15 protein-coding genes and 1 tRNA gene are annotated in these 25503 nt (G+C 62.8%); 5 read left to right on the top strand and 11 right to left on the bottom strand.

Going from position 1 to position 25503, the window contains the following annotated elements; all coding sequences use genetic code 11:
* Nucleotides 1-118: 118 nt before the first annotated feature.
* Nucleotides 119-1726, bottom strand: coding sequence for a gamma-glutamyltransferase family protein (locus tag ACWHVV_RS11425; RefSeq protein ID WP_447926348.1), 1608 nt, complete (start codon nt 1724-1726; stop codon nt 119-121).
* 195 nt (nt 1727-1921) lie between these two features.
* On the opposite strand from ACWHVV_RS11425, the gene ACWHVV_RS11420 reads away from it, so the two are divergent.
* Complete coding sequence (locus ACWHVV_RS11420) at nt 1922-2962, top strand: phytanoyl-CoA dioxygenase family protein (RefSeq protein WP_447926347.1); 1041 nt, start codon at nt 1922-1924, stop codon at nt 2960-2962.
* A 142-nt stretch (nt 2963-3104) separates the two neighbouring features.
* Here the strand turns inward: ACWHVV_RS11420 and ACWHVV_RS11415 are convergent, their stop codons facing one another.
* From ACWHVV_RS11415 to ACWHVV_RS11370, 10 genes are all read right to left on the bottom strand, one after another.
* The gene (locus tag ACWHVV_RS11415) at nt 3105-4640 is read right to left on the bottom strand and encodes a tripartite tricarboxylate transporter permease (RefSeq protein WP_447926346.1); all 1536 of its coding nucleotides are present in this window, start codon (nt 4638-4640) and stop codon (nt 3105-3107) included.
* A gap of 12 nt (nt 4641-4652) precedes the next feature.
* Entirely contained in the window at nt 4653-5150 is a 498-nt protein-coding gene (locus tag ACWHVV_RS11410; protein ID WP_447926345.1) for a tripartite tricarboxylate transporter TctB family protein, read from the bottom strand.
* Nucleotides 5151-5178: 28 nt separating this feature from the next.
* Entirely contained in the window at nt 5179-6129 is a 951-nt protein-coding gene (locus ACWHVV_RS11405) for a Bug family tripartite tricarboxylate transporter substrate binding protein (RefSeq protein WP_447926344.1), read from the bottom strand.
* 420 nt (nt 6130-6549) lie between these two features.
* Nucleotides 6550-7068, bottom strand: coding sequence for a transcription/translation regulatory transformer protein RfaH (rfaH, locus tag ACWHVV_RS11400; protein ID WP_447926343.1), 519 nt, complete (start codon nt 7066-7068; stop codon nt 6550-6552).
* Between the two features lie 8 nt (nt 7069-7076).
* Nucleotides 7077-8405 carry an aminotransferase class I/II-fold pyridoxal phosphate-dependent enzyme gene (locus ACWHVV_RS11395; RefSeq protein WP_447926342.1) on the bottom strand — a complete coding sequence of 443 codons (1329 nt, stop codon included), beginning with the start codon at nt 8403-8405 and terminating at the stop codon, nt 7077-7079.
* On the bottom strand, nt 8402-15739 hold the full coding sequence (locus tag ACWHVV_RS11390; protein WP_447926341.1) for a type I polyketide synthase: 7338 nt from the start codon (nt 15737-15739) through the stop codon (nt 8402-8404). Before ACWHVV_RS11390 ends, ACWHVV_RS11395 begins: the two co-directional genes overlap by 4 nt.
* Entirely contained in the window at nt 15736-17343 is a 1608-nt protein-coding gene (locus ACWHVV_RS11385; protein ID WP_447926340.1) for an LTA synthase family protein, read from the bottom strand. Before ACWHVV_RS11385 ends, ACWHVV_RS11390 begins: the two co-directional genes overlap by 4 nt.
* Nucleotides 17340-18167, bottom strand: a complete 828-nt coding sequence (locus ACWHVV_RS11380) for an SDR family NAD(P)-dependent oxidoreductase (RefSeq protein ID WP_447926339.1) — start codon at nt 18165-18167, stop codon at nt 17340-17342. Before ACWHVV_RS11380 ends, ACWHVV_RS11385 begins: the two co-directional genes overlap by 4 nt.
* A complete protein-coding gene (locus ACWHVV_RS11375) occupies nt 18164-19399 on the bottom strand; it encodes a capsule biosynthesis protein (protein WP_447926338.1) in 1236 nt (411 codons plus the stop codon). The genes ACWHVV_RS11380 and ACWHVV_RS11375 overlap by 4 nt, the downstream gene beginning before the upstream one ends.
* Nucleotide 19400: 1 nt before the next feature.
* Entirely contained in the window at nt 19401-21479 is a 2079-nt protein-coding gene (locus tag ACWHVV_RS11370; RefSeq protein ID WP_447926337.1) for a capsular polysaccharide biosynthesis protein, read from the bottom strand.
* A 462-nt stretch (nt 21480-21941) separates the two neighbouring features.
* Here ACWHVV_RS11370 and ACWHVV_RS11365 point away from each other — a divergent pair, with 462 nt between their 5' ends.
* From ACWHVV_RS11365 to ACWHVV_RS11350, 4 genes are all read left to right on the top strand, one after another.
* Nucleotides 21942-23855, top strand: a complete 1914-nt coding sequence (locus tag ACWHVV_RS11365) for a sensor domain-containing diguanylate cyclase (RefSeq protein ID WP_447929142.1) — start codon at nt 21942-21944, stop codon at nt 23853-23855.
* A gap of 122 nt (nt 23856-23977) precedes the next feature.
* Nucleotides 23978-24925, top strand: coding sequence for an AEC family transporter (locus ACWHVV_RS11360; RefSeq protein WP_447926336.1), 948 nt, complete (start codon nt 23978-23980; stop codon nt 24923-24925).
* Nucleotides 24926-24985: 60 nt separating this feature from the next.
* A tRNA-Arg gene (locus tag ACWHVV_RS11355) sits at nt 24986-25062 on the top strand.
* A 56-nt stretch (nt 25063-25118) separates the two neighbouring features.
* Nucleotides 25119-25328, top strand: coding sequence for a hypothetical protein (locus tag ACWHVV_RS11350; RefSeq protein WP_447926335.1), 210 nt, complete (start codon nt 25119-25121; stop codon nt 25326-25328).
* The last annotated feature ends 175 nt before the right edge of the window (nt 25329-25503 follow it).

Raw genomic sequence — 25503 nt, 5'->3', positions numbered from 1 at the left:
CGGGCTCGTTCCTATTGTAGGAGCCCAATTCATTGGGCGATGGCGCCGACAGGCGCCCCGGCAAAACCTCCTCTTTCGCCTAAGGCGCCTTTCTTTAAACCCTACCTAACCATCGACATTAAACCGGCAATACCGCGCCATCCGCGCGGGGTTCGGTGCCGCCTTGCAGCACGCCAGTTTCCGCGTCACGCACAATCACCTGGCCGCGGCCGAAGGTGATGCCGCTGGTGCTCTTGACGATGTGGTGGCCGCGACGCTCAAGGGCTTGAATGAGGTGGTCCGGAAAGCCGGGTTCGACCTCGACGGTTTTGCCTTCTACCCATTTCCAGCGGGGCAGGTCCAGCGCGGCCTGGGGGTTCAGGTGATCCTCCAGCAGGCTGGCAACGACCTGAACGTGGCCCTGGGGCTGCATGTAGCCGCCCATTACCCCAAAGGGCCCCACGGCCTGGTCATCCTTGGTGATGAAACCCGGGATGATGGTGTGGTAGGTACGTTTGCCCGGGCGCAGGACGTTGGCGTGGTCTTCCTCCAACGAGAACTGCCAGCCGCGGTTTTGCAGGCTAATGCCGGTGCCCGGCACCACGATACCCGAGCCAAAGCCCTCGAAGTTGCTTTGAATGAACGACACCATGTTGCCTTCGTCATCCGCCGTGGACAGATAAACGGTGCCGCCCAGCAGTGGGTTGCCGTGGGTGGGGTCCAACGCCTCGGTGCCGATCAGTGCACCGCGCTGCTCGAGATACGCCGGCGAGAGCATTTGTTCGACGCTGGGCGTCATGTCGGCGGGCTCGGTGATGTAGCGAAGCCCGTCCACGTAGCCAAGCTTGGTGGCCTCGATGCGCCGATGAATGGATTCGACCAGATCACGCGGCTCGTCGCCCAGCGCTTCGAGAATACCCAGCGCCTGTAGGGCGATCAGGCCGCTGCCGTTGGGCGGAATCTCCCAAATATCGTGGCCGCGATAGCGCACGCTAATGGGGTCGACCCACTCGGGTGTGAACGCGGCCAGGTCTTCTTTGCGCAAGAACCCGCCGTGCTGGCGCGAGAAAGCATCCATGGCCTCGGCCAACTCGCCTTTGTAGAATGCCTCGGCCCGGGTCTCGCCGATGGCGCGCAGGGTTTTGGCCATCTCCGGTGAGCGCCATACCTCGCCTGGGCGTGGGGCGTGGCCCTCGGGGGCGAAGTGATCGAACCAGGGGGCGAATTCCTGGCCTTCGTACTGGCGATAGCGCTTGAACGCTTGCTCCCAGAGCTGGCTGGCGGTAGGCAGCACCGCGTAGCCATTCTCGGCAAGCTCGATGGCCGGCGCGATGAGCGCGGCGAAATCGAGCTTGCCAAAGCGCTCGGAAAGCGCCGCCCAGGCACCGGGCGCGCCGGGTACGGTGACCGGCACCAGCCCATGGGCGGGCATGGTGTCATGGCCCAGCGCCTTGACGGCTTCACACGAAATGCCCTCCGGGGCGCGGCCGCTGGCGTTCAAACCGTGCAGCTCGCCATCGACCCACACCAGCGCAAAGGCGTCGCTACCGATACCGTTGGAGGTCGGCTCGACCACGGTGAGTGCGGCGGCGGTGGCGATGGCGGCGTCGATCGCGTTACCGCCGTCGCGCAGAATATTAGCGCCCACCTGCGCGGCCAATGTTTGCGAGGTGGCCACCATGCCGCGTTTGCCAAAGGTGACCGTTCGACGTGAGGCGGCGGGGTAGTAGTGAGGGTCGAGCTTCATGGGGATTCCTTGCGCTTGGGGAAAGGTGCGGGCTCAATGATCGTTTGTGAGATAAAAAATCGATTATTTTTAAAGCATTTGACTATAGGCGAAGCGCAAAAGCGGCGTCAATAGCCGCCAGGCCCCGCCGAGGTTTACCCCTGGCCGCGGGGTGTGTCTTAATACCGGCTCTGAAAGCGTGCAGAGGAAGCGGCGATGAAAGCATTAGGGCGATATCTGGTATGGGGTGGTGAGGTCTTCACCGGGGCCAAGTCCTTCAAGGCCAACCCGTTACTGGGTAGCCATCGGCTCAACCGTTGGGGGCTCCACAAGAGCCGTGTTCGGCTGGCCTATTGGATCTCGCGGCTACGCATGGCCATGTTCGCCCCCGGGGTGCCCAAGGCGGACCGCAAGCAGTTCAACGAGTTCGGCTACGTGCTCAAGGAGAACTATCTGTCGGATGCGCACTTCCAGGCGCTGGTGGCGGCCATTGCCCGCTTCGACGGCGAAATTCGCGAATGCTGCCAGGGCGATGCGCGCACCCACCGTATCCTGCTCACGCCGGAAGTACTCGACGCGGTACCGGAAGTGAAAGCGGTGCTGGACGACGCGTCGCTCAAGCGGCTGTTTCGCTACTGCAGCGGCCACGCCCGCCTGCCGATCTGCCACATCGAGAACGTGCTCAACGACCCGGCGGCCCCCGATGTGAGCCGCGATCCGCAGAAAAACCTGCATATCGACACCTTCCAGCCGACCATGAAGTTCTGGCTTTATCTGGAAGAGGTCAGCGAGGCGAACGGCCCCTTCATCTACGTACCTGGCTCCAACCGCCCGCACCGTGACCGCTTGAAGTGGGAGCACGACATGAGCTTGAAGGCCAGCCGCCACGCGGATCACTACACCGCCAGCGGCTCGTTTCGGGTCAGTGCCGAAGATGCCGCTCGCCTGGGCAAAGAGGGGCCCCGGGCTTTCTGCGTGAAAGCCAATACGCTGCTGATCGCCAACACCTTCGGCATCCACGCCCGGGGTGACGCCGCGCCGGGCAGCTCGCGCCTGGCGCTTTGGGGCATGAGCCGTACCAACCCTTTTGTACCGCTACCCGGCATCGGCATCGGCGCGATCAACCGTTTGCAGTACCGCGTGTTGCAGCGTATGCGAGTGCGCGACGACGAGAAAGCCGCCGCCCGCGGCGTTCCTTCCTCCTGGCACCGCATCGAGCAGACCCGCATCATCGAGGAGCGCCCGAAGGCGCCGTAGAATTCGGCCAAGCGTCGCCGCCATAGCATCCAACCGAAAATGCCCGCTCGAGAGCGGGCATTTTTGATGGGCTTATTCGATGGACTTTTTCGAGGCCCTTTTTCGATAGGCTTTGCAACAAAGCGAGGTGTACCAGAGGCTACTACCGAGAGGCGCTTTCCTCGCGTTGGCTGCGCTGCGCGGCCAGCCGGCGCTGGCGCATATAACCATAGATACTGTAGATCACCGATACCACCGCCAACGCCAGCAACAGCGCCGAGATGGGCCGGGTGAAGAACAGGGTCCAGTCGCCGCTGGTTTGAAAGGCCCGGCGCAGGTTGGTTTCCGCAATCGGCCCCAGCACCACACCCAGCACCAGCGGCGCCAGCGGGTAGTGAAGCTTTTTCAGCAGGTAACCGATCGAGCCGATCGCGGCCAGCAGGTACAAATCCGACAGCCGGTTGTTCAGCGTGTAAGTACCGATCGCGCAGCAGGCCAGCACCACCGGCACCACGATGTACTTGGGCACGTTGAGAAGGCGCATGAAGGCGCGCATCATCACCACGCCGATCACCAGCATGAAAACGGAGGCCACCGCCATGGCCAAAAACATGCTGTAAACCAGGTCCGGGTGATCGAGAATCAGGCGCGGGCCCACGCTGATGCCGTGCACCATGATTGCCGCCATCAGCACCGCATCCGCGGGGGAGCCGGGAATACCCAGCGAGATCAGCGGAATGAGGCTGCCGCCTACCGTAGAGGAGTTGCCGGATTCCGATGCCACCACGCCTTCGGGTTCGCCCTGGCCGAAGCGCTCCGGGTGTTTGGAGGCGCGCTTGGCCTGGTCGTAGGCCACCAGGTTGGAGATCGAGCTGCCGGCCCCGGGCACCGCGCCGATGAACACGCCCAGAAGCGACGAGCGAATGACGTTGACCGGCTTTTTCAGCGTCGAGGTCATCACCTCCCAGAGGTGGGGGCGCATGTCGCCGCCGATCAGCGAGGCCGAGGCGCCTTCCTGGTGTGAGGGCGAGGGCTCGAGCTCGGAAAGCAGCTGGCTCATGGCGTACATGCCGATCAGGACCACCAAAAACGGAATGCCCGCAGTAAGCAGCTCGTACCCGAAGGTAAAGCGCTCCCGCGACATGATCGGGTCCGGGCCGGCGGTGGCGATGGCAATACCGATCAGCCCTGCGATGAGCCCGCGCAGAAGCGACTCGCCCACCAGGCTTGCGATGATCGTCAGCGCGAAGACGATCAGCGCGAAGTACTCCCAGGGGCCGAGTTTGACGGCCAGCAGCGCCAGGGGCGGGGCGGCCACCATGAGCACTGCGATCGAAATCAGCGAGCCGATGAACGAGGCGAAAAGCCCCAGCGAAAGCGCTCGGCCTGGCTGGCCGCGCCGGGCCATGGGGAAGGCATCGAAGGTGGTAGCCACCGCCGAAGGCGTACCGGGAATGCCCAGCAGCGCCGCGCTAAAAAGCCCGCCACTCAGTCCGCCCACGTAAACCGAGAGCATCACCGCGATACCCTGCATGGGCGGCATGGCAAAGGTCAGCGGCAATGTGAGGACGATCGCCATGGTGATAGTAAAGCCCGGTATCGCGGCGGCGATGATGCCCGCAAAGGTGGCCACCGCCATCAGCATCAGCGTGTAGGGCTCGGTGACGCCGCCCAAGGCAATGAGAAACGCATCTGTCATGAAGTCACCTGTTTACCAGCGCGCACGTGGGAGGTAGATGCTGAATACGTCAGCGAAAAGGTAATAAGGCCCCAGCGAAAACAGCAGCGCCACGCCCACCACGATCACCAGGGTGCGCGGGCGTTTGGGCGCCAGGTAAAGCTGGGCGGCCAGCAGGTAGCCAAACGTGGCCAGCATAAAGCCCGCGAACGGCATGGCGATCATGTAGGCGATGAATAGCGCCAAATTGACCAGCACGCGCTTGAGCGCCACCAGATGCTGCCAGGCCACGTTGAACGTGGTCCTTGGAACGCCGCGTTTGATGATCTCGACCAGGAAGGCGACGGTGCAAAGCGCGGCGATCGAGGCGAAAATAAGCTGCGGAAAGGTGCCGGCACTCATGGGCTCCCAACGAGAGGCCGGCAGCGAGCCGGCCTTCAGGGCCATGAGAAGTGCGGCCACCGCGAGCACTACGTAGGACACCAACTGCAGCGTGGGCAGCAGCGCGGCGTCCGGGTTCTTACGCTCCATGATGGCTTCCTATCAAATGGGGCGGCGCTTAATCGAGCAGCGACGCATTCTCTTCGATGAACTGGTCGTTGCGCTCGAGGTAGTCGATATAGTCGGCGCGGTTCATGAAACGCACGCTGCCACCGGCGTTGGCAAGCTCCGAGACGAAGTCATCGTTTTCGGCAACGGCTTCGAGGGCGTTTTCGAGCGTTTCGATGATCGACTCGGGCGTGCCCTTGGGTACGACTACGCCCCGGGTGACCAAAAATTCGAGATCATGGCCGAGCTCTTTGAGCGTGGGCGTGTCGGGAAGCTCGTCCAGGCGATCCTCGGTGGCCGCGGCCAGCGCGTTCATATCGCCGTTTTCGATGAAGGCCTCCGCCGACTGATAATCCTCGATCGCCATGGTGATATGGCCGCCCGCTAGCGCGCGCAGGCGCTCACCGGTGCCTTCGTAGCCCACATAGCCAAACTGGGTATCCGTGGCGTTTTCGAACTGCACCGCCCACAGGTGTGGAATACCACCCAGCGTCACGCCCATGCGGTACTCGCCGGGGTTGGGCTGTACGTCTTCGAGCATGTCGTCCAGGGTTTCCCAGCCGGTGTCCGCATTGACCAAAATGACCGAGTTATCCGCGGTCATCATGGCCACGGGCTCGAAAGAGTCCCAGTTCTGGTCGGTCACGCCGGAGTGGTGCGCGATCAATAGCCCTTCGTGGATTTGGCTGATGGTGTAGCCGTCCGGGTCGCGGCGCGATGCCTCGCGCAGGCCCACGGTACCGCTAGCGCCGGGCATGTTGATGATGGGCACCGGCGTTTCGAGTTCCTGCTCCAGGTAGCGGCCGACCAGGCGCATCAGCATGTCGCTGGCGCCCCCCGGGCCCCAGGGCACGATGAATTCGACAGGGCGGTCGGGGTAGTCATCCGCGGCCATGGCCGCGCTCGGAAGCACCATCGCGGCGGAAAGAGCCGACATGGTGAGCAGCGTTTTAAACGTCATGTTGATCGTCCTTCAAAAAAGCGGTTGGAGCTTTGAAAGGCGCTACGCACATACCCTTGCGCTCGGTGGCCGAACGGGGTGTCTAATGCCTAGCTTCACCTGTCGAAAACGAATCGTACCGGCCCGAACCCCATCTACGGGGCGCAAAAAAGCCCACCGCGAAAGGGGTGTAGCGCCGGTGCGTCAAACAGCCGAGAACGAGCGCTTTACGCCAGATCGTAACGGTGAAAGGTCCGGTTGCGCTGTAAGCCGCTCGATAGTTATTGATCGTTTATCAATGGAAAAATCGATTTTCCATGGGTTTTGACTATAGGCGAATCCATTGACGAGCGTCAATAGTGGGGCTAGTCGAGATGGCTAGGGGGTTAGAGGATTTGGCTATAACGGCTGCCAGGCGGGCGGGGGGCGCTGGCAGGGGGGTTAGCGAGACTTCTCGAGGCTGGCGACATCGAGCTCGAGATGCTGGGGGCGGTGAAGCACGTTGAGCAGCACGATGGCGCGTTCTTCGCCCTTGGCGTGTTCGAAGACCGCCTCCAGGTGTTTGAACGGGCCGTCGCAGATAGTGACTTTCTCACCCGCCGTAAAGGTCACGTGGCTGCCTTCTAGGCGATGGGGCTGGGCATACAGGCTTTGCACCAGGGCGTCCGGCACGGCCACCGGCGTATTGCCGAAGGTCAAGAGCTTGAGCACGCCGCGGGTCGAGCGGATCGGCCGCCAGTTGCTGGCGATCTGATCCAGGCGGATGAACAGGTAGTAAGGGAAGAGCGGCTCGGTCACCGTGACGAGCTTGCCCTGGCGCTTGCGCTTGATTTCCAAAACCGGGTGAAACACCTCGAACGCTTGGTTGGCCAGGTGCTCGGCGGCGCGAAACGACTCGCCGCCCTTGCATTGAATCACGTACCACTGGGCGCTCTCGGCGCTTCTGGATTCGCTTTGCATGGTGTCGTTCAAACGTTTTGCGCAAGCAGCGCAGCTAACGCATCGAGGGTTTGGTCGATCTGCGCCTGGGTGTGCTCGCAGGAGAGGAAAAACCGCAGTCGGGCGCTTTTTTCCGGTACCGCCGGGTAAAGAATCGGCTGAACGTTGATCGCCTGCTCGAACAGCGCGTGGGAAAGCATCGCCGCCTTGGGCGAGCTTCCTACGATGATCGGCACGACCGCCGAGCCGATACTGTGGCCGGTATCCATACCCAGCGCCTGGGCGCGGGTCAGGAAGTAGCGGGCGTTCTCCTGAAGCCTGGCGACGCGCTCTGGCTCCTGGGCCATTAGCTCGAGTACCTTGATCGACGGCGCGGCCACCTGGGCAGGCATGCCCACGCTGTAAAGAAAGCCCGGCGCGAAGTAGCGCAGCATTTCGACCAGTGCCTTGGAGCCTGCGATATAGCCGCCGCACCCGGAAAGGGTCTTGCTCATGGTGCCCATCCAGATATCGACCTCGGTGGGGTCGATCGCGAAGTGCTCGCGAAGCCCAAGGCCGGTGTCGCCCATCACGCCGAACGAGTGGGCTTCGTCCACCATCAGCCAGACCTGATAACGCTTTTTCAGCTCGATAAAGCGCGGCAGGTCCGGGATGTCGCCATCCATGCTGTAAAGGCCTTCGATCACCACGATCACACGCTCGAACTGCCCGCGTTGGCGTTCGAGCAGCGCTTCCAGAGCCTCCGGGTCGTTGTGGTTGAACCACATCCGCTTGGCGCCGGAGAGCTGGGCGCCCACCAGCGAGCTATTGTGGATGTACTCGTCGTGGAGCACCAAATCCTTGGGCCCCAGCAGGTAGCCGAGGGTGGAGACGTTGGTGGCGTGGCCGCTAACGAAGGCGACCGCGTCTTCCACGGCGTAGGTGCGCGCAATGGCGGCTTCGAGCTCGCCATGGATGGGCCGCTCGCCGGACACCACGCGGCTGGCCGACACCGAGGTGCCGTAATGAGCGGCGGCATCCGCGGCGGCTTGAATCACCCGCGCATCGCCGGAATAGCCCAGGTAGTTATAACTTGCGAAGTTGATGCACTCGCGCCCGTCGATCACGCTGGTGGCGCCGGCCTGGCCTTCGTGCACCTTGAAGAACGGGTCCACCAGGCCCAGCTGCCTGGCGGCGTCGCGCATCATGGTGAGCTGCTGGGCGCCCGGGTGGTCCTCGAAGCGCGTAAAGCGCTCGGGCACGGGTTGGCCTTTCGTTTGCGCCACGGGCTCGCTGCTGGCAGCCGGCTCGCGGGTGCTGGGGCGGCTGCGCGCCTTTTCCAGCAGCTGTCGTTTTAAATCGGAACGCTTGGCGGTCATGGTGTCTCGGTAGCAGAGGGTGTCGCGGGTGCCTTGAGATCGTCGGCGCCGTGGCGAGCGGCCAGAGAGGCTATCGCATCCTGTGGCGACTCTTCAACATCCTCATCCCCGTGGTGGAGCTTTTTGATCAGCACCCCCGCGAGCTTGTTGAGCGTCGAGGCTTCACTAAGCACCATCACCGGCACCTGCACGCCCAGGCGGTTCTCGATGGCGGTCATCAGCTCCACGCCCATCAGCGAGTCGAAGCCCATGTCGTACACCGAGCGGTCGACGTCGATCTTCTCCTCCTCGATCAGCAAAATGCTGGCAAGTTCCGCGCGTAAAAGCTCGGTGACCGTTTGCTGAAGCTCTTCCGGGGAAAGATCCGCCAGTAGCGCACTGATATCGTCGTCGCTGTCCGCGCTGGTGTCGTCGTCGCTTTGGCGGGCAAGCTCGTCAAAGCGCGGCGCGGCGGCGGTGGGCAGAAAGCGCGCTAGCGCCCCCCACTCGAGCTCCAGCACGCCCAGGCTTGCGCCGGGGGTGATCAGCATCTGCTCCAGCACGTTGAGTGCATCCGCCGAGCGCAGGGCCGAACCGCCCAGGCGCTCTTGTAGGGCGTCGCGGGTGCGGGTATTGCGGGCAAGGAAGCCGACGTCTTCGATGGCGCCCCAGCGTACGCAGGTCGCCGCCAGGCCTTTTTGGCGGCGGTGTTCGGCGAACGCCTCCATCCAGTGGTTGGCCGCCACGTAGTTGGCCTGGCCGGGGTTGCCGAACAGGGTCGTGGCCGACGAATAGAGGATGAAGAAATCCAGCGTGTCGTTTTGAGTGAGCGCGTCAAGGTGGCGGGCGCCCTCGATCTTGGGTGCCAGCACGCTCTGGATGCGCGCGGCGTCCAGGTTGCGGATCAGGCCGTCGTCGATCACCGTGGCGGCGTGAACGATACCGCGCAGCGGGGCAAGCTCGCCCCGGGCGCGTTCGAGCACGTTTTCAAGCGCAGCGCGGTCGGTAATATCGCAGGCGGCGGCCAGCACCTTGACGCCTTGCGCCTCGAGTTCCTCGACCGCCTGTCGAGCGGCCTCGGTACGGGTGCCGCTGCGGTTTAATAGAATCAACTGGCGCGCGCCCTTACTCACCAGCCACTGGGCGGTTTTAAGGCCAAAGCCGCCAAGCCCACCGGTCACCAGGTAGCTGGCATCGGCGGGCAGGCTGAGCGTGTCCTGGCCCAGAGTGTTGCGCTCGGGGGCGGCGATGGGCGCGTCATAGGTGACGACCACTTTACCGATCTGGCGGGCCTGCTGCATGTAGCGGAAGGCGTCGACCACCTGGCTGTGGGTGAAGGCGGTAAACGGCAGCGGGCTCAGGGTGCCATCGTTGAATAGCGCCATCATCTCGGTGAACAAGCGCTGGGTCAGAGCAGGCTGCACCTTCATGAGCTGGTCCGAGTCGATGCCGAAGTAGCTCAGGTTGTTACGAAACGGACGCAGGCCGATCTGGGTGTTTTCGTAGAAATCGCGCTTGCCCAGTTCCAAAAAGCGGCCGAACGGGCGCAGCGCGCGCAGGTTCTGGTTGATCGCTTCGCCGGCCAGCGAGTTCAGCACGATATCCACGCCTTCCCCCTGGGTGTCGCGCAGAATCTCTTCGGCGAAGGTGAGCGAGCGCGAATCGTAAAGGTGCTCGACGTTCATCAGACGCAGGAAGTCGCGCTTCTCTTCCGAGCCGACGGTGGCGTAGATCTCTGCCCCCATCCACTGGGCGATTTGCAGCGCGGCGATGCCCACGCCGCCCGCGGCGCCGTGAATCAGCACTTTTTCACCGGGTTCCAACCGCGCCAGATGCTTGAGCGCGTAGTACACGGTAAAGAAGGTGGTGGGGATCGTCGCCGCCGCGGCGAAGCTTACCCCCTCGGGCAGCGGGGCGATGGCGTGCTGGCCCGCAATCAGCTTGTCGCTGAAGCTTGCCGGGCCAAAGCCGACCACGGCCTGGCCGGGGACGACGTTTTGCACGTTGTCGCCCACCGCGATGACCTCGCCAGAGAACTCGAGGCCAAGCGTTGGCCCGGCAAAGCCGTTCTCGATCGCTTCATCGGATAAAAGGCCGAGGGTGTACATCACATCGCGGAAGTTGAGCCCGGTGGCCTTGACGCGCACTTCGACGTCATCGGCGCCCAGCGCCGGTAGCGCCCGGGGGCGCCACTGAAGCTGGCGCAACTGGCCGGGTAACGCAAAGCCAAGCGTCATTGCCTGGTGCGGCGCGCCGGTATCCGGTCCTGGCGCGTGGGGGGCGGGCTGGGTGCGCAGGCGCGTTGCGAAGCGCGCGCCGTCGGCGTGCAGCACCAGCTCGTTTTCGCCGTCCGGCGTGGCAAGCGTCTGGGCAAGCGTGGCCAGGGCTGCGTCGCTTAGCGGGTCGGGTAGTTCGACCAGCGTGACCCCATGGCCCACGGCTTCGTTGGCAAGCGAGCGGCCAAAGCCCCAAAGCGCGGCGTCGAAAGAGCCCGCCGGCCCCTGGGCGTTGAAACCGTGAGTTGCTAGCCACAGCGTGGGCGGGCAGCCCTGGCTTTCCAGGCCGCTGCCTTCCAGCGCCAGCGACCACTGCTGCGCGCGGGTGCAGCGCGCGGTTTGGCCGGGCGTGGTGGTGGCGCCCAGGCCGTGAAGGTCGACGATATTGACCGGGCCCGGGGCACTCGCGGCGTGTTCGAGCAGGCCTTCGCCTGCGCTTTGCAAAATGCGCGCAGGTTCGTCGCCGCTTTCGACCAGCCAGGTTTGGCCCGGCGGTAGCGTTTCCTGCAGGCGCTCGCCCAAGGGGCGAGTGGCGGCGTCCGTCACGATGATATGGCGCGTGACCACGGGGCTTGCCGCCGCCGGCGTGCCGCTCGCCCGGCCGTGAAGCATGTAGGCGCCGCCGTCGTCCTCTTCCAGGGCAATGGCCGGCGAGAGCTCGAAGCCCTGGGTGCTCAGCCACTCGACCAGGTGCGCTTGCTCGACCGGCGCGGCGTTCAAACCAGGCGTTGCCAGCACGTCATCCAGCCAGCGGCTGGGGTTGACGCCAACGACCAACAGCTGGGCGTCGGGGGCGAGCCGCTCGGGCAGCGCTTCGATCAGCGCGCGGGTGCGCTCGGCGCTGGTCACATCCACGCTGATGAAAGCGAACTGGGCTTTCTGGGCTGGCGTAAGGGCGGCGCCGTTGTCGCTAAGCGCCTCAACGTCGATCAGCGGGAAACGTTCCTGGAGCTGCAGCGCCTGGTGTTTGGCGGTGTCCGTGGTGGTCAGCGCGCGGTAGGCGTAGCGGCCGTTGTCCGCCGTGTTTAACAGCAGCGGCTCGAGCAGGCGCTGGCCAAGTGCCGGCGCGCAGGGGCCCGCTTCCAGCAGGTTCAGGCGCTGGCCATTGGGTAGATTCGACAGCGCTTCGCTCACCAGTGCCTCGAGGCTCTCGGCCAGAACGTTCCAGCCGCTTTCGCCGATCAGCACCCGGTTGAGCTCGCTAAGCTGTTCCTGGGTGATATTGAGCGAGGCCGCATCTTCCCGGCCGCTGGCCAGTGCTTCGCGGTGAAGGCCTCGCCGGCCGACCAGATGAATCGGGGCGAAGTAATCCGGGTAGTCCTGAACCAGTAGCTGCCAAATCGCCTCGGGCGGCGGGGTATCGCTGCTCTCTTCTGGCGTTTGGGCAAACGCCTCGCTCAGGCTGTCCAGCAGCGGGGCGATCTCGGCGGCGTAGCGCTGGCCGGTGGCCTCACCGTAACGCTCGCCAAGCGCGGCCAGGGTGGCCAGTGCTTGCTCGGGAAGCGCCTGCGCCGAGGCGTTCAGCGGGGCCGGGGTGAGCGCGACATCGATATAGCTTAGCTCGTGATGGCGGGCGCGGTTCAGGCGGATCGCCTTGAAGCGGGTTTCGCTAAGTACGGCGACCGCGCGGCCGCGGGCATCGTACAGCTCGAAATCCGCCGTGAACGAGTGGGGCGCACGCTTGCCCATGACCGCCCGGGCGAGCACCGGCGCACCGGCTTCCAGGTCGACCTGAATACGGCCGACCCGCACCGGTACGAAGGCGAGCCCTTCGGCAAAGCCTTGATGGCTTGCCAGCAGCGGGATGAACATCTGGAAGGCGCTGTCCAGAATGCCCGGGTGCAGGTGTAGCGAGGCGCGCTGGGCGTCGGTGTCGGCGTCCAGCTCGATCTCGCCGATGACTGTATCGTCATCCAGCCAGCCGCGCTTGATGGCCTGAAACGCCTCGCCGTAGTGCAGCCCGATGGCGTCGGCCAGTGCGAGGTGTTCGTCTAGCGTGTAGTCCGGCGCGCGCTTGGGAAGCGCGGGGGCGGTGCGGTCCAGCAAAAAGCCGCGGCTTTCGCGCATGGTGCGCGCCACGGCGTTGAGCTGCCATTCGCTCTCGGCGGCGGGTTCGCGGGAGTGAATGGCGATCTGGCCGCTGTCCGGGTCCAAATGCAGGCGCGCGGTGCGCCCGTTAGCGCCATCCAGCAGCAGCGGCGCGCGGATCTCGAGCTCTTCGACATCCAGCAGCGCGGTCTCTTTTTGCGAGGCGTTGGCCGCCAGCGCCAGTTCGATAAAGCCCGCGCCCGGGAAAACCGCGCCTTCGCCGACCACGTGGCCAGCAAGCCAGGGCGTGCGCTGGGTATCCAGCTGGCTCTCCCAGGTGTTGGCCTGTTGGGCCAGCCGGTAGCCCAGCAGCGGGTGCTCGTAGTAACGCGCCAGCAACCCCTGGCCGTCGCCGGTGCCGGGCACCCAGTAACGGGTGCGCTGCCAGGCGTAGCGGGGCAGGTCGACGCGCTGGCCTTCGACCGGGAAAAAGCCCTGGGTATCGAAGGCGAGGCCGCTCAGCAGTAGCTGACCCAGGCTTTTGGTAAGAACCTCGAAGCCATTTTTATGGCGCTCGAGGGTACCGGCCACCAGCCCCTGGGTGTCGAGATGGCGAAGCGTCTCGCTTAGGTAGCGGCGCAGGATAGGGTGCGCCCCGACCTCGACGAAGACGTTGTAGCCTTGTTCGATAAGCGACGCTGCGGCGCGCTCGAAAAGCACCGGCTCACGAATATTGAGCCACCAGTAGTGGGCGTTAAGCGCACTGCCCTCACTGAGGGCGCCGGTTACGGTCGAGTAGTAGGGGATCGACGTTTCGCTTGGCGTGATGTCGCTGAGCGCATCGATCACCCCCGCCTGGATGCTGTCCATGGCGGGGCTGTGGAAGGCGTAGTCGAGCGGCAGGCGCTTGGCGAAGATATCCAGGCCCGCCAACTGCGCTTCGAGCGCTTGTAGCTGGTCGGCATCGCCGGCCAGGGTGATCCCCTTGGGGCTATTTACCCCGGCCAGGCTGACGCGGTCGAACGCCGGCATTTCAAGCCAGGCGGCAATGTCCTCGGCGCTGGTGGCCACGGCGGTCATTTCGCCCAGGCCCCGGGTCATGCCCTGGTAGTGGCTGCGGTAGTAGATCACTTTGACCGCGTCTTCCAGACTCAAGGCGCCCGCCGCCCAGGCCGCGGCGACTTCGCCCACGCTGTGGCCAAACACCGCCACCGGCGTCACACCCTGGGCCTTGAGCCACTGGGTGAGCGCTACCTGCAGCGCGAACAGCGCAGGCTGAGCGATTTCCGTGCGATCCAGGCGGTTTTCCCCGGCGTTTTCGCCCTCACCGTTAAGGCCTGCCAGTTCATTGCGTAGGGAGAAGCCACCCAGCTTTACGAACAGCGCATCGACCTCGTCAATGGCTGCACTGAACGTGGGTTCGTCCAGCAGGTTCTTGCCCATGGTTTCCCATTGGCAGCCGTTACCGTCATACACGAATACCGGGCCCTGGGGGGCGTCGAGTTTATCGAGTTTGACGACGTGTTTGGTGTCACCGCCTGCCAGCTCCTTGAGCGCGCTGATGGCTTCAGCCGTGGTTTGGGCAAAGCATAGCGCGCCCACGCGGTGGTGCTCGCGGTGGTGGAAAAGCGTATGGGCAATATCGTAAAAGCCTTGCTCGCTTTGCTCCAAATGGGTGACGAGATTCGCGGCGTTGGCGGCCAGGGCGTCTTCGCTGCGCCCGCTAACGCGAAGGGGCAGGGCCACGTTTGCGGTATGGGCGGGCGGCGCCTGCTTTTCCGGCGCGCTCTCCAAAATCACGTGGGCGTTGGCGCCACCAAAGCCGAAGGAGTTGATGCCGATCACCAGGCGGCCTTCGGCCTTGAGCGGCTGCGCCTTGGTGACGACGCTGATATTCCACTCGTCGAATTTGATATTGGGGTTGAGCTTGCGAATGCCGATCGTCGCGGGCACTTCCCGGTATTTGAGGCTATAAAGCGCTTTGGCAAGCCCGGCCACACCCGAGGCGGTTTCCAGGTGGCCCAGGTTGCTTTTTACCGAGCCGATGGGCAGCGGCGTTTGGCGGTGCTGGCCCAGCGCCTCGCCAATGGCGCGGGTTTCGATGGGATCGCCCACCGAGGTGCCGGTGCCGTGCGCTTCGAGGTAGTCGATTTCGTCGGGCGTAATGCCGGCCTGTTCGTAGGCGCGGCGCATGAGCGCAACTTGCGCGTCCGGGTTGGGGACCGTAATGCCCGATTTATAGCCATCGGTATTGACCGCTGAACCCGCGACCACGGCCAAAATATTGTCGCCATCGGCGACGGCCAAATCGTAATCTTTTAGGAAAAACAGCCCGGCGCCTTCCGAGCGCACGTAGCCGTTGCCGGCTTCGTCGAACACCTGGCAGCGGCCGGTCGGCGAGAGCATGCTCGCCTTGGAGAAAATGATGAACCCATAGGGGTGCAGGTGCAGGCTAATGCCGCCGGCCAGCGCCATGGTGGTCTCGCCGCTTCTAATCGACTGGCAGGCCTGGTGAAAGGCCACCATGGACGATGAGCAGGCGGTGTCCAGCGACATGCTCGGGCCGTGGAAATCGAACACGTAGGAGAGCCGGTTCGAGGCGATGCTCGAGGTGTTACCGGTCGCCGTGGAGGCGTCGATCGCCGCCATGTCGTCGGCCAAGCGGTAGGAGTAGTCGAGACTCGCCACGCCCAGAAACACGCCGCATTCGCTGCCGCGCAGATCAGCAGGCTTCATGCCGGCGTTTTCTATGGTCTCCCAGGCAAGCTCTAACAGCATGCGCTGTTGCGGGTCCATGTTGGCGGCTTCCCGCGGGGAAATGCCAAAAAACTCTGCGTCGAAGCCGCTGATGTCGCCAAGGCTACCGGCGGCAAAAGACACGCTGGTGCCGGGGTGGCGTTTGTCCGGATGCCAGAAAGCATCGTGGCTCCACCGGTCCGGTGCCACTTGGGTGACGAGGTCTTTCTCGGCTTGCAGATTTTGCCAGAACGTTTCAGGGGTGGTGCCGGGGAAACGATGGGCGGCGCCGATAATGGCAACGCGTTTAGTCATTCTTGCTCCTGCGGTTCTGGATCTGCCTTGATCTGTTCGCTATGTCTATCGTGCCCAAACGCCCGCTCATACAAGGCGACACCCAATTCGTGCGCTTTCAAGTGGGTGGTGTCGGTGGCCACGTGGTCCTGGCGTTTCGTTGACCATATCATGTAAGGCGTCTCTCCCGTAGGGGCGCCGTAGTGTGCGTAGGCCTCGGGCAAAATGGGCACGTGGTCGCCGTAAAAACCCAAAAGCCCTGGGCGCTGGGTCACGCTCAGCGCTGCTTTTATCTGCTCGAGCATTGCGTCTGCCTCACCCAAATGCTTGAGGTAGACGGCCAGGTCTCTCAAATGCCTGGCAGGGGGCCAGCTGGCACCCGGCAGCACCGTGCTCATCCGTGTTTGCTCCGGCGCTTCCAAATGCAACGGGCCATGATTTTCCATGGTAATGACGAATACAAAGAGCGGCCTATTATCGTCATCTTCAAGCAGACGTCCAACCTTTCGTGCAACGGCGCGGTCGCTCATGTACTGGCCGAATTTATCTTCAGTGGCAAAATCGTTGATATCGATGAACGAGTCGAAGCCAAATTTGGGAAAAACCTGGTCGCGCTTATAGAAAGAGCCAAGATAAGGATGAACGCACACCGTGCGGTAGCCCCTGGCCTTGAACGCCGACGCAAGGCTTGGAAGCCCCTGGCGGGCCAGCGTATGGTAGGGGTTGAACTGGCGCGCCCCCCAGGCGCTGGCTGGCAGGCCGGTCAGCACGCCGCACTCGGTGCGCACGGTATTGGCCCCCCAGGCTGGCACACTCAACGTGCCTTTTTGTAGCGACTGGGCCCAGGTGGCATCGAAGCGGCTTAGCGCCTGGGGGGCGACATCGGCGCACCAGGGCCGAGGGTCGAAAAACGATTCGCTTTGCACCAGCACTACGTGAGGGTGTGGCTCGTCCGGCTTTGCCGTTGGCGCGGCTTTATACGCATTGGCATTGAAAGGGGCGTCGTCAGCGGTCGGCGCTTTCGAGCGAAAAAGCGCCACGCCGTATGCCCAAAGGCTTGCGAAAAGCCCTAAGCGACACATATCCGCGGCGGGCTGAAACGTGACCGGCGGGCACGTTCTCAAACCCGTTACGACCAGCGCGGCCCCGGCCAGCAAAAATGCCGCTAACTGAACGAGTACCGGGCCGGCGCTCCAGCGGCTTAAAAGCGTTGGCTCGAAATACAAAAAGGCGCCGATGGCCAGCGCCCCGGCCGTGCTTGCCGCAATGGCCAGCCCAATGCCGAAAAACGGTACGTAGAGGCGCGGGTGCAAGATTGCATCCCAGAAGTACTCGAAATCGTGGCAGATGAACGGCTCTTTCAGGGTGTGCGATTTGGTGTTGCTGGACTGCACCACGACCAGCGTTAGCGACAGCGCCAGCACCACCGCAAACCAGGGGCGCTGAAACACCAGGCTGAAAAGCCCAAAGAGCACGCACCAGCTACCGATATGCACGGCGTTAACGCCAAGGCCACGCCGGGTAAACGGCGCGGGGCGCGGGCGCAGGCAGGCTTCCATCACGTAGCTGGCGACCAGGCCCAGTAAGAAGGGCACCCAGAGTGCCTGGCTAAGGCTTTGCATCATGGCGCCTCCAGGTGGTCGAACCCCAGGCGCTTGATGAGCCACTGGGAAACGCTGGCAGGCAGCACGGCCAGCCACCAGGTGCCGAAATTGAGCGGAAACGGAAAGCTGACCCGGGCGCGGTTGGCGTCGATGCCGCGCTTGATGACCCGCGCGGCGCGCTCCGGCGGCCACTCAAAAGGCTTGGGCCCCGGCATGGCGTTGCACATGGGCGAGGTAACGTAGCCTGGCATGACCACGGTAACCCCGATATTGAACGGCGCGAGCAGGCCCCGAAGCCCCTCGCCGTAGGCCTTGACACCCGCTTTGCTGGCGCTGTAACTGGGCGTTGACGGTAGGCCGTGCCAGCCGGCCAGTGAGCTGATCAGCACCAGTTGGCCCTTGCGGCGCGCCTTCATGGCGGGCACCAGGTGCTGGGTCATGCTGATCGGCGTTTTCAGGTTCACATCCAAAAGCGCCTGAACGTCTTGCCAGGCTTCGAGCTCACCCGGCCCCTGGGGGTGGGTGTTTTTACCCGCGCAGGCGATCATGACATCGGGTACCTGCTCGGCGCACACGCCGTGTAGCCACTCGGCCAGGGCGCTTTCGTCGGTGATATCGGCGCTCGAGCACGTCACCCGAGCCCCGGCGGCCTCACATTCCTGGGCCAGTGCATCGAGCGCCTGGCTATTGCGGCCGTGAAGCACCAGGTGACAGCCTGCACGGGCGTAAAGCCTTGCCAGTGCGCCGCCAATGGCACCGGTGGCGCCGGTGATTAGTACGCACTGCGTGCCTGGCGCGGCGCTTTGGTCATCGCCGGGGGGGGTGGGCGGTAGCGTGTCGCTCAAAGCAGCTTCTCCAAAGGCGAGGGGCTGGCCTCTAGTATACGGGCGGTATTGCCGACCGCTAAATCGATCCCGGTGGGGCAGTAAAAGCCGCCGTTGACCTGGGTAGTGTGCATCACGGTGGCACGAAAATAGCCGAACAGCGCGCTATTGGGCGCTGCCGGCGCCTGCCAGAACTCATCCAACGGCCCGCCGCTGGTAAGCCCGGTCAGGTTGTAGATCGGGTCGCTCAGCGCGAAGGTGGGGCAGGCGTTTTCAAGCGCCACGATCCCCACGGTGCTGTTGACCGTGACCGTACCCGCGGCGTGCTTGAGCAGCGCCTCCAAATCGCCGGACTCCAGGTAGACGATGCGCCCCTGTAAACCGTAAAACCGCGCCAGACGCTCGACGGTTTTGGCGTGGCTAATCAGGCGCATATCCAGCGGGTGGTTTTTGATGCATAAACGCGCGTTGGCCGGGGCGTGCTGGGCAAACGAGCCCAGCACGTGATCCATTACCTCGGCCATGTTGGCGTAGGGCGAGTGGTCGCGGATCTGGGCGTCGGTGTCGAGCTGTAGCGGCAGCAAAAAGAACGGCTCGCTGCCTTCGATCAGCGCTTTGATGCGTGCGTTATCGCGTTTTTTCCACTGCTTTAAAAGCGTAAAGCGCTTGATATAGCCGGCGTACTCTTTCGGCGCGGTAATGCTTGCGTGGTTACGGTAGTGCGGCGCCACCAGCGGGTTGGCAAGCCCGGCCAGGTGGTAGGCGACATCGTGGCGGGCGCGCATCTTGAACGAGGACCTAAAGCGCACCGGTTTTGGCGGCGTTGGCAGCGCCTTGCCGGTTTCAAAGAACCAGTTCGGGTCCCGGGGCAGCAGCGAGTGGCCGTTGACGCCTTCGCGCTCCAGGGTGATCCAGAAAGGGCGAAAGTAACCCTCTTCCAGCACGTGGGTGCGAATACCCGCGGCCGGGGCGTTGTCGATGGCGGCACGGTGAACGGGGCGGCGGTCGCCGAACAGCAACTGGTCGGTGATCGCGTAGCGCTGCCAAAGCATTTGCAGAAAGCCCGGCAGTTCATCGAGCTTGCCGCGGAAAAGGTGGGTTTCGCCCAGCGACCGGCTCCAGTAGGCGATATCGCCGGCGTTGAAGTGTACCTTCACCACTCGGTGCCCATCGCGGATTAGCTGGCTTGCCAAGCGCTGATAAAAGGGCGAGCAAACGCCTTGCAGAAATAAGAATGCGCGCTTTTGTATCAACTCAATGGCTTCCAATAAAGAAATGACGGTAGTAGCGGTAAAGGCGCTGCCGGGTACTCAGTGCGGGGGCTTTGGCGCGGGCCTGTTCCAACAGCGTAACGGCGGTTTCCGCGTTACACAGCTGGCGCGTGCGTGGGTCGACGTAGGTGGGGTAGCGTATCAGCGTACCGGCCACGAGCTCATCCATGCTCAAGTGGCGGGTGCGCCGGGTACACTGCATGGCGTCCAACGTTAACCCCCAGCCCGCATAGAAAGGCAGCCCGTAGGTGCTGACCTGGCAACCGCGGAGCAGCGCCTCGAAACCGGTGAGCGAACTCATGGTGTGAACCGCCTCTACCCGCTCCAGCAGCGCCGAGATGTCCAGATGGCTGGCGTCGAGATCATACAGGGTTGCGGCCTGGTTATCGAGTTTCCCCACTCGCGCACCGCTCAATACATCCGGGTGCGCCTTGTAGAGGATGAACGCGTCCGGATGCGCGCTGCGCACCGCTTTTAAAAGCGCGCTGTTGGTGCTCACCTGGGGCGAGCCTGTGGCGATCGAGGCATCGCTTTCCACCTGGCCCGGTACCAAAATCGTGGGCACGTTACCGGGTAGCGCGAGCGCCGTTTGCCCTTGAACGTTGTATTTCGAGAGTTTGAGCGTGACCAGCCGGGTGCAAAGCGCGGCCGCGCGTTTAAGCTCATCGTCAGAAAATACGCTGTCGTTGAGCAGCGTTTCCAGATCGCTTGGCTGGCTGGGGTCGTAATAGATGCCCTGGCGGTCGATGACCAGCGAAAGCGGCCGGGCCAGATCCACCCCCAGCCCCACCGAGCGTATGAAGCCGTCTTCTATTCGCCATAGCCGCTCAAGCTTTGCCGGGTGGCGCGCCTTGAACGCTGCATCGATACGGCTCGACCATACCAGCAGGTGTGGGGTTTTCTCGCTACCCTCTGGGGCTTGAGTGGCTGGCGCCGGCGCTGTTTGCCCTGGTGTTTGGGCCGGTGGGTCATCGGGCAGCGTTTTTTGAAAATCGACCGTGGCGGCGGGGCCCAAAAAGTCACCGATAAAGCCGCGCTTCCAAACCGAGAAGCCAAAGGCCTGCCAGTGCCCTTGCAGGCGCTCCTTTTGGCGTTTTTGATCCTGGATTAGCGCAATGGTGGCTTCCAGGCTGCTGGGCTCGCCGGTGTAGGGGTTGGCGTACCGGCTATAGCGCAGGTAGGCGGCGGCGAACACCTCGGCAAGCGTGCGCCTGGCTACCCGGCGCGGGCAGGCGAGCTGGTCCTGGGTGAGCCCCCAGCCAGCGTAGAAGGGCAGGCCGAAGCAGTGGACGGTCTTGCCGGCGATCAGCGCTTCGAAACCAAGCTGGCTGGTGACGACGTACACGGTGTCGACCTGGTCAAAAAGCGCCCAGGGGTTGAGGTCCTGGCTGATCACCCGACAACGAGGGTGGTCGGCGGCGCCCAGCAGGTGGCCCTGTTTGGTGCCGGCGACGACATCCGGATGAATCTTGACCCAGATAGTGCTTTGCGGGTGCGCTTCTAGCGCGTGCTCCAGCATTCGGGTAAAGCTTGTCGACGAGGCCTGGCCGTAATGAATGGAGGCGTCGTTGGCGGTTTGGTCCACCACCAGCACGTTGGCTCCCGCCGTGCTTTCCAACGTGGCTTCAAGCGGCGTATCCGGGGCGTGGTTGTACTTCGATAGCCGCCCGCGCTCGAGCAAGGCCATACAGCGTTTGGCGCGTGCCAGCTCAGCGTGTTCGAAGACGGCGTCATTTAGCTGGTTTTCGAGATCGCTTGGGCGCGTGGCGTCGTAATAGATGCCGGTATAGTCGGCTACCAGGCTTTGCGGCTGGTAGCCATGCGCCCCCAGCCCCAGGGACCGGATAAAACCATCTTCCAGTGACACGTAGGGAAGCGCGTGGCGGGCAGCAAAACGCCGGGCGCGCAGGCTGGTGGGTTTGAGCCCCCAGCCGATGACGGCGCTGGGCGGGCAGGAAAGCGGCCCAAGGCGTCTCAGCGCATCAAATTCAGGCAGCAGTGCGTGAAGATGGGGGATTTTACCAATCCCTTGCGAGGTGTAGCCTGCCGTGTGTTTTGCCATGTAACGCCATAGGTTCTGGGGTGAAAGCCGTCATCGGGTCGGAATGTTACGCAGTTCGACCTTTCAAATGCCATAAAGTGTACGAAAATAATCCTCTTCACTCGCGTGAATAAGGGCGTATTTTGAATGACTTGTTAGCAAGAATTAATTAAGGTGGAAATGGCGGCTAGAGTATGTGAGCCTTTACCCATTAATTAAAACTAGCCTCGCCGCCTGGCTTGGCAAGATAGGCCAACCCATTTGCAAAATCACCTGCATCCGGCTGCTGATCGAGACTCTTCGGTACCCGGCGGCTTCGTGGCGGCTAGCATTCTACTGCCAACTGTCGTTCAAAGAAAAATTGACGAATAGGTACAATCGGTGCTGCCAGCCCACCTACATAAAAGACTGACCCAATTTCGCTCTCTCAAAAGCCGGCTGCTGCTGGGGCTCTCCGTTACGCTACTGATAGTGGCCGCGATCATGCTGGGGCTAACGTGGCAGGTGGGTAAAAACATGTTGCAAGACGCCAACGTGACGCACCTGCGTTACGAGGCCAACATGCTATCCGATGAACTCACCCAGCAGGTCGAAAACCGCATCGACGCCTTGCAGCGTTTGAGCGAGGCGATCGGCACCGCCAACGACGCCGAATGGGTGCAGTACGAGCTCAGTAAAAACGACTCGCTTCTCGCCTGGTTCGAGGGGGTCGTCGTCAGTAACGCCTCCGGCACCCTGATTGCGGACCGGCCCAGTATCGTGGGGCGAGTGGGATTGGAAACCGCCGAGCAGGAGCATTTTCGGATGCTGCGCGGCACGCGAAGCCCCTACGTCAGTGAGCCCTTCGTGGGGCGCGCCAGCAACACGCCGCTGGTGCTGATCGGGGTGCCTCGAATAGACCGCGATGGCCAGTTTCAAGGCTTCATTGGCGGCGTGGTGAGTCTGGACGCCGGTGGGCTTTTTGGCCGCCTGGCGAAAATCCGCCTTGGGGATGACGGCTTCTCGGCCATTTTTACGGCGTCCGGCAAGGTTCTTTATCACCCCGACGCGCAGCGGGTGAATACCGCCATCGATACACCCAAGGCCTACCCCTGGCTCGATATGGCGCTGGATGGTTGGTGGGGCGAGGGGACCGGCGCGCTTTTCAGCGGGCGCAACCTTTACCAGGCCTACTCCCAGGTGTGGCCGGCCAATTGGATCGTGGCGCTTTATTTGCCGGTCGACCAGGCACAAACCCCCTTGTCGGATTTCATCTACCGGCTATGGTGGATTTGGGTGGCGCTGGCGCTGTTGCTGCTTCCCCTTCTTTGGTGGCTGCTGGCGCGCATACTCTCGCCGCTCAACCAGCTCGAGTCGCAAATCGACGAAGTCGGCCAGGGTGGGCGCTCCCACGTGACGCTTGCCACCAGCATGCAGGAGCTTCAACAGGTCGCGCAGACCTTCAATCGCGTAGAAGACGAGCGCCAGCAGTTGATGACCAATCTTCACGAGCGCGAAGCGTTTTTGGATTCGGTACTGAACTCGAGCCCCCAGGGCATGTTCGTGGCCAACTTCGATGGGCGTATCACCTACATGAACCCCGCGCTTTTGACGATGCTGGGAATACCCCCGGATATGCTCATGGAGACCTGGCTCGAGCAGATTCACCAGGACGACCGCCAGGGCGCGATCGATCTATGGCAGCACAGCTTAAAAACCGGCCAGGATTACATGCGCCAGCTGCGCTTTACCAAAAGCGATGATGAAATGCTCTGGCTGGATGTTCACGCCCGGGTGGTCATGCTTTCCCAGGGCGGGCACTCGCTGGGCCTGGTCGGGGTGGTCAAGGACATTACCGAGCGCCGCCAGCAGGAAGCCCTGCAGCGCTGGGAAGCCGAACACGACCCCCTCACGGGCCTGCTCAACCGGCGCGGTTTCCTACGCCGCCTGGAAGAGGCGTTCGCCGATTTCCAAAAAACCAGCACGCCCTCGGCGCTGCTCTTGTTCGATCTCGATCACTTCAAACCGATCAACGACGAAGGCGGCCACGCCCTGGGCGATGAAATGCTGCGCCGGGTCGCCCAGGTGATCGCTTGGGAAGTGCGCCGCAGCGACCACGTGGCGCGCCAGGGCGGCGACGAATTCGCCGTGCTGCTACCCAGCTGTACCTTGACCCAGGCGCGGCGCATTGCCGAGTCGTTGCGCCAGGCGGTCAGCGAGGTCTCGGTGACCCACGGGGGCAAAATATATAACGTCACGCTCAGCATGGGCGTGACCCAATTCGATGAGGACGACGCGTCGGTCGAGGGCTCGCTCGAGCGCTCGGACGCCGCAAGCTACGAGGCAAAGGGCCGGGGGCGTAACGCCGTGGTCGTCAAACTGCCTAACCAGCTCGACCCCATGGCGCTATTCGACTGACACCGGTACGCCGGTGTCCGTTGGCGGGGCGTTGCGGTACTATTCTCACTGTTTCTGTCACTTTTTATTCATGACCCGTTACCCAGACCCATGAGACATCCTTTACTCATTAGAGCAGCCCTGTGGACCTTTTAGAGCTCTTCGCGCGTACGTTAGACATTACCCTGCCGGTCTTCGCCATGGTGTTTATTGGCATCGTTTTGAAGCGGCTCAAGTTGATCGACCGGGCGTTCGTTTCGACCGCCTCGGCGCTGGTTTTTCGTGCGACCCTGCCAACGCTGATTTTTCTTAGCCTGATCCAGGCGGACCTAAGCGTGGCGCTGGATATCCGCCTGCTGGTGTTTTTTGCACTCGCCACGGTGGGTCAGTTCTTCGTGAGCTGGCTGTGGGCGCGCTACCGGGTGGCCCATGCCGAGCGTGGCATTTACGTGCAGGGCGCCTTTCGGGGCAACGGCGGGGTCGTGGGGCTGGCCCTGGCCGCCGGCATGTACGGTAATTACGGCCTTTCGGCAGGGAGTCTGCTGCTGGGGCTGGTCATCGTGCTGTATAACGTGCTCTCGGTGTGGGTGCTGTCGGTGTATCAGCCTGGCGCGACCACCAACTGGCGGGCCATGCTCAAAAACATCGCCACCAACCCGCTGATTCTGAGCGTCGTGCTGGCCATTCCCTTTACCGCGCTTTCCGTCGAGCTGCCCAACTGGGTGATGACCTCCGGCAACTACTTTGCTTCGCTGACGCTGCCGTTGGCGCTGATTTGCATTGGCGCCACGCTTTCTGCGGCCAGCCTGCGCGATGGCCGCCAGGTGGCGCTTAGCTCCAGCGTGATGAAAATGGTGGTGCTGCCTGCGGCCTCCACCGTCATCGCTTGGCTTTGCGGGTTCACCGGCGAGCAGTTGGGCCTTTTGTTCCTGTTTTTCGCAAGCCCCACGGCGGCAGCCAGCTTCGTCATGGCCAAAGCCATGAACGGCAACGTAACCCTGGCTGCCAACATCATCGCCCTGACCACGTTAATGGCCAGCCTGACGATTACCCTGGGCATTTTCGCCCTGCGCCTGCTGGGCTGGATTTAATGCCACCGGTTGGCCTATACGGTCGGCCGCGCTATACTACGCGCCCCGCAATACCTTAAAGTCCCTGTAGCTCAGTAGGATAGAGCAGCCGCCTCCTAAGCGGCAGGTCGCAGGTTCGACTCCTGCCAGGGACGCCACGTCATTACGTCAACGGCGTCCGTCGTACTTTCCCCGACGCTAAAAGGGTTCGCTCATGACGAAAGAAGACCTTAAATTACAGCTCCTCGCCGGCCCGTCGTTTCTATTGGTGGGCGTGGGCATCATGATTCTTTCATCCTCTGACCCCAGCGAAATCCATCCCGCCCTGGATAACCAGGCTATTGCATACACCGCGTTTCTTATTGGCGGCATAGGCGTCGCTATTTCTGTGGTGAAGGGCATTCGGATTTTTATGCGGCGTTAAGCAGGCTTGGCCATTACGCGCGTTCTACGCCGTTAGCCAGCCAAGCTGAAGTAACCGAGTACGTATTATCCATTCGCTTTTAGTGCCATTTGAAAGAGCTTGAAGCTGTGCCCGATCTCAAAGCCGCATAGGTGAAAGATGCTGGTATGTGACCGACGCCCCGCCTTTGTGCGGG

The sequence above is a fragment of the Vreelandella sp. EE27 genome, assembly GCF_968206495.1.
This window is presented reverse-complemented; position numbering and strand designations above follow the sequence as displayed.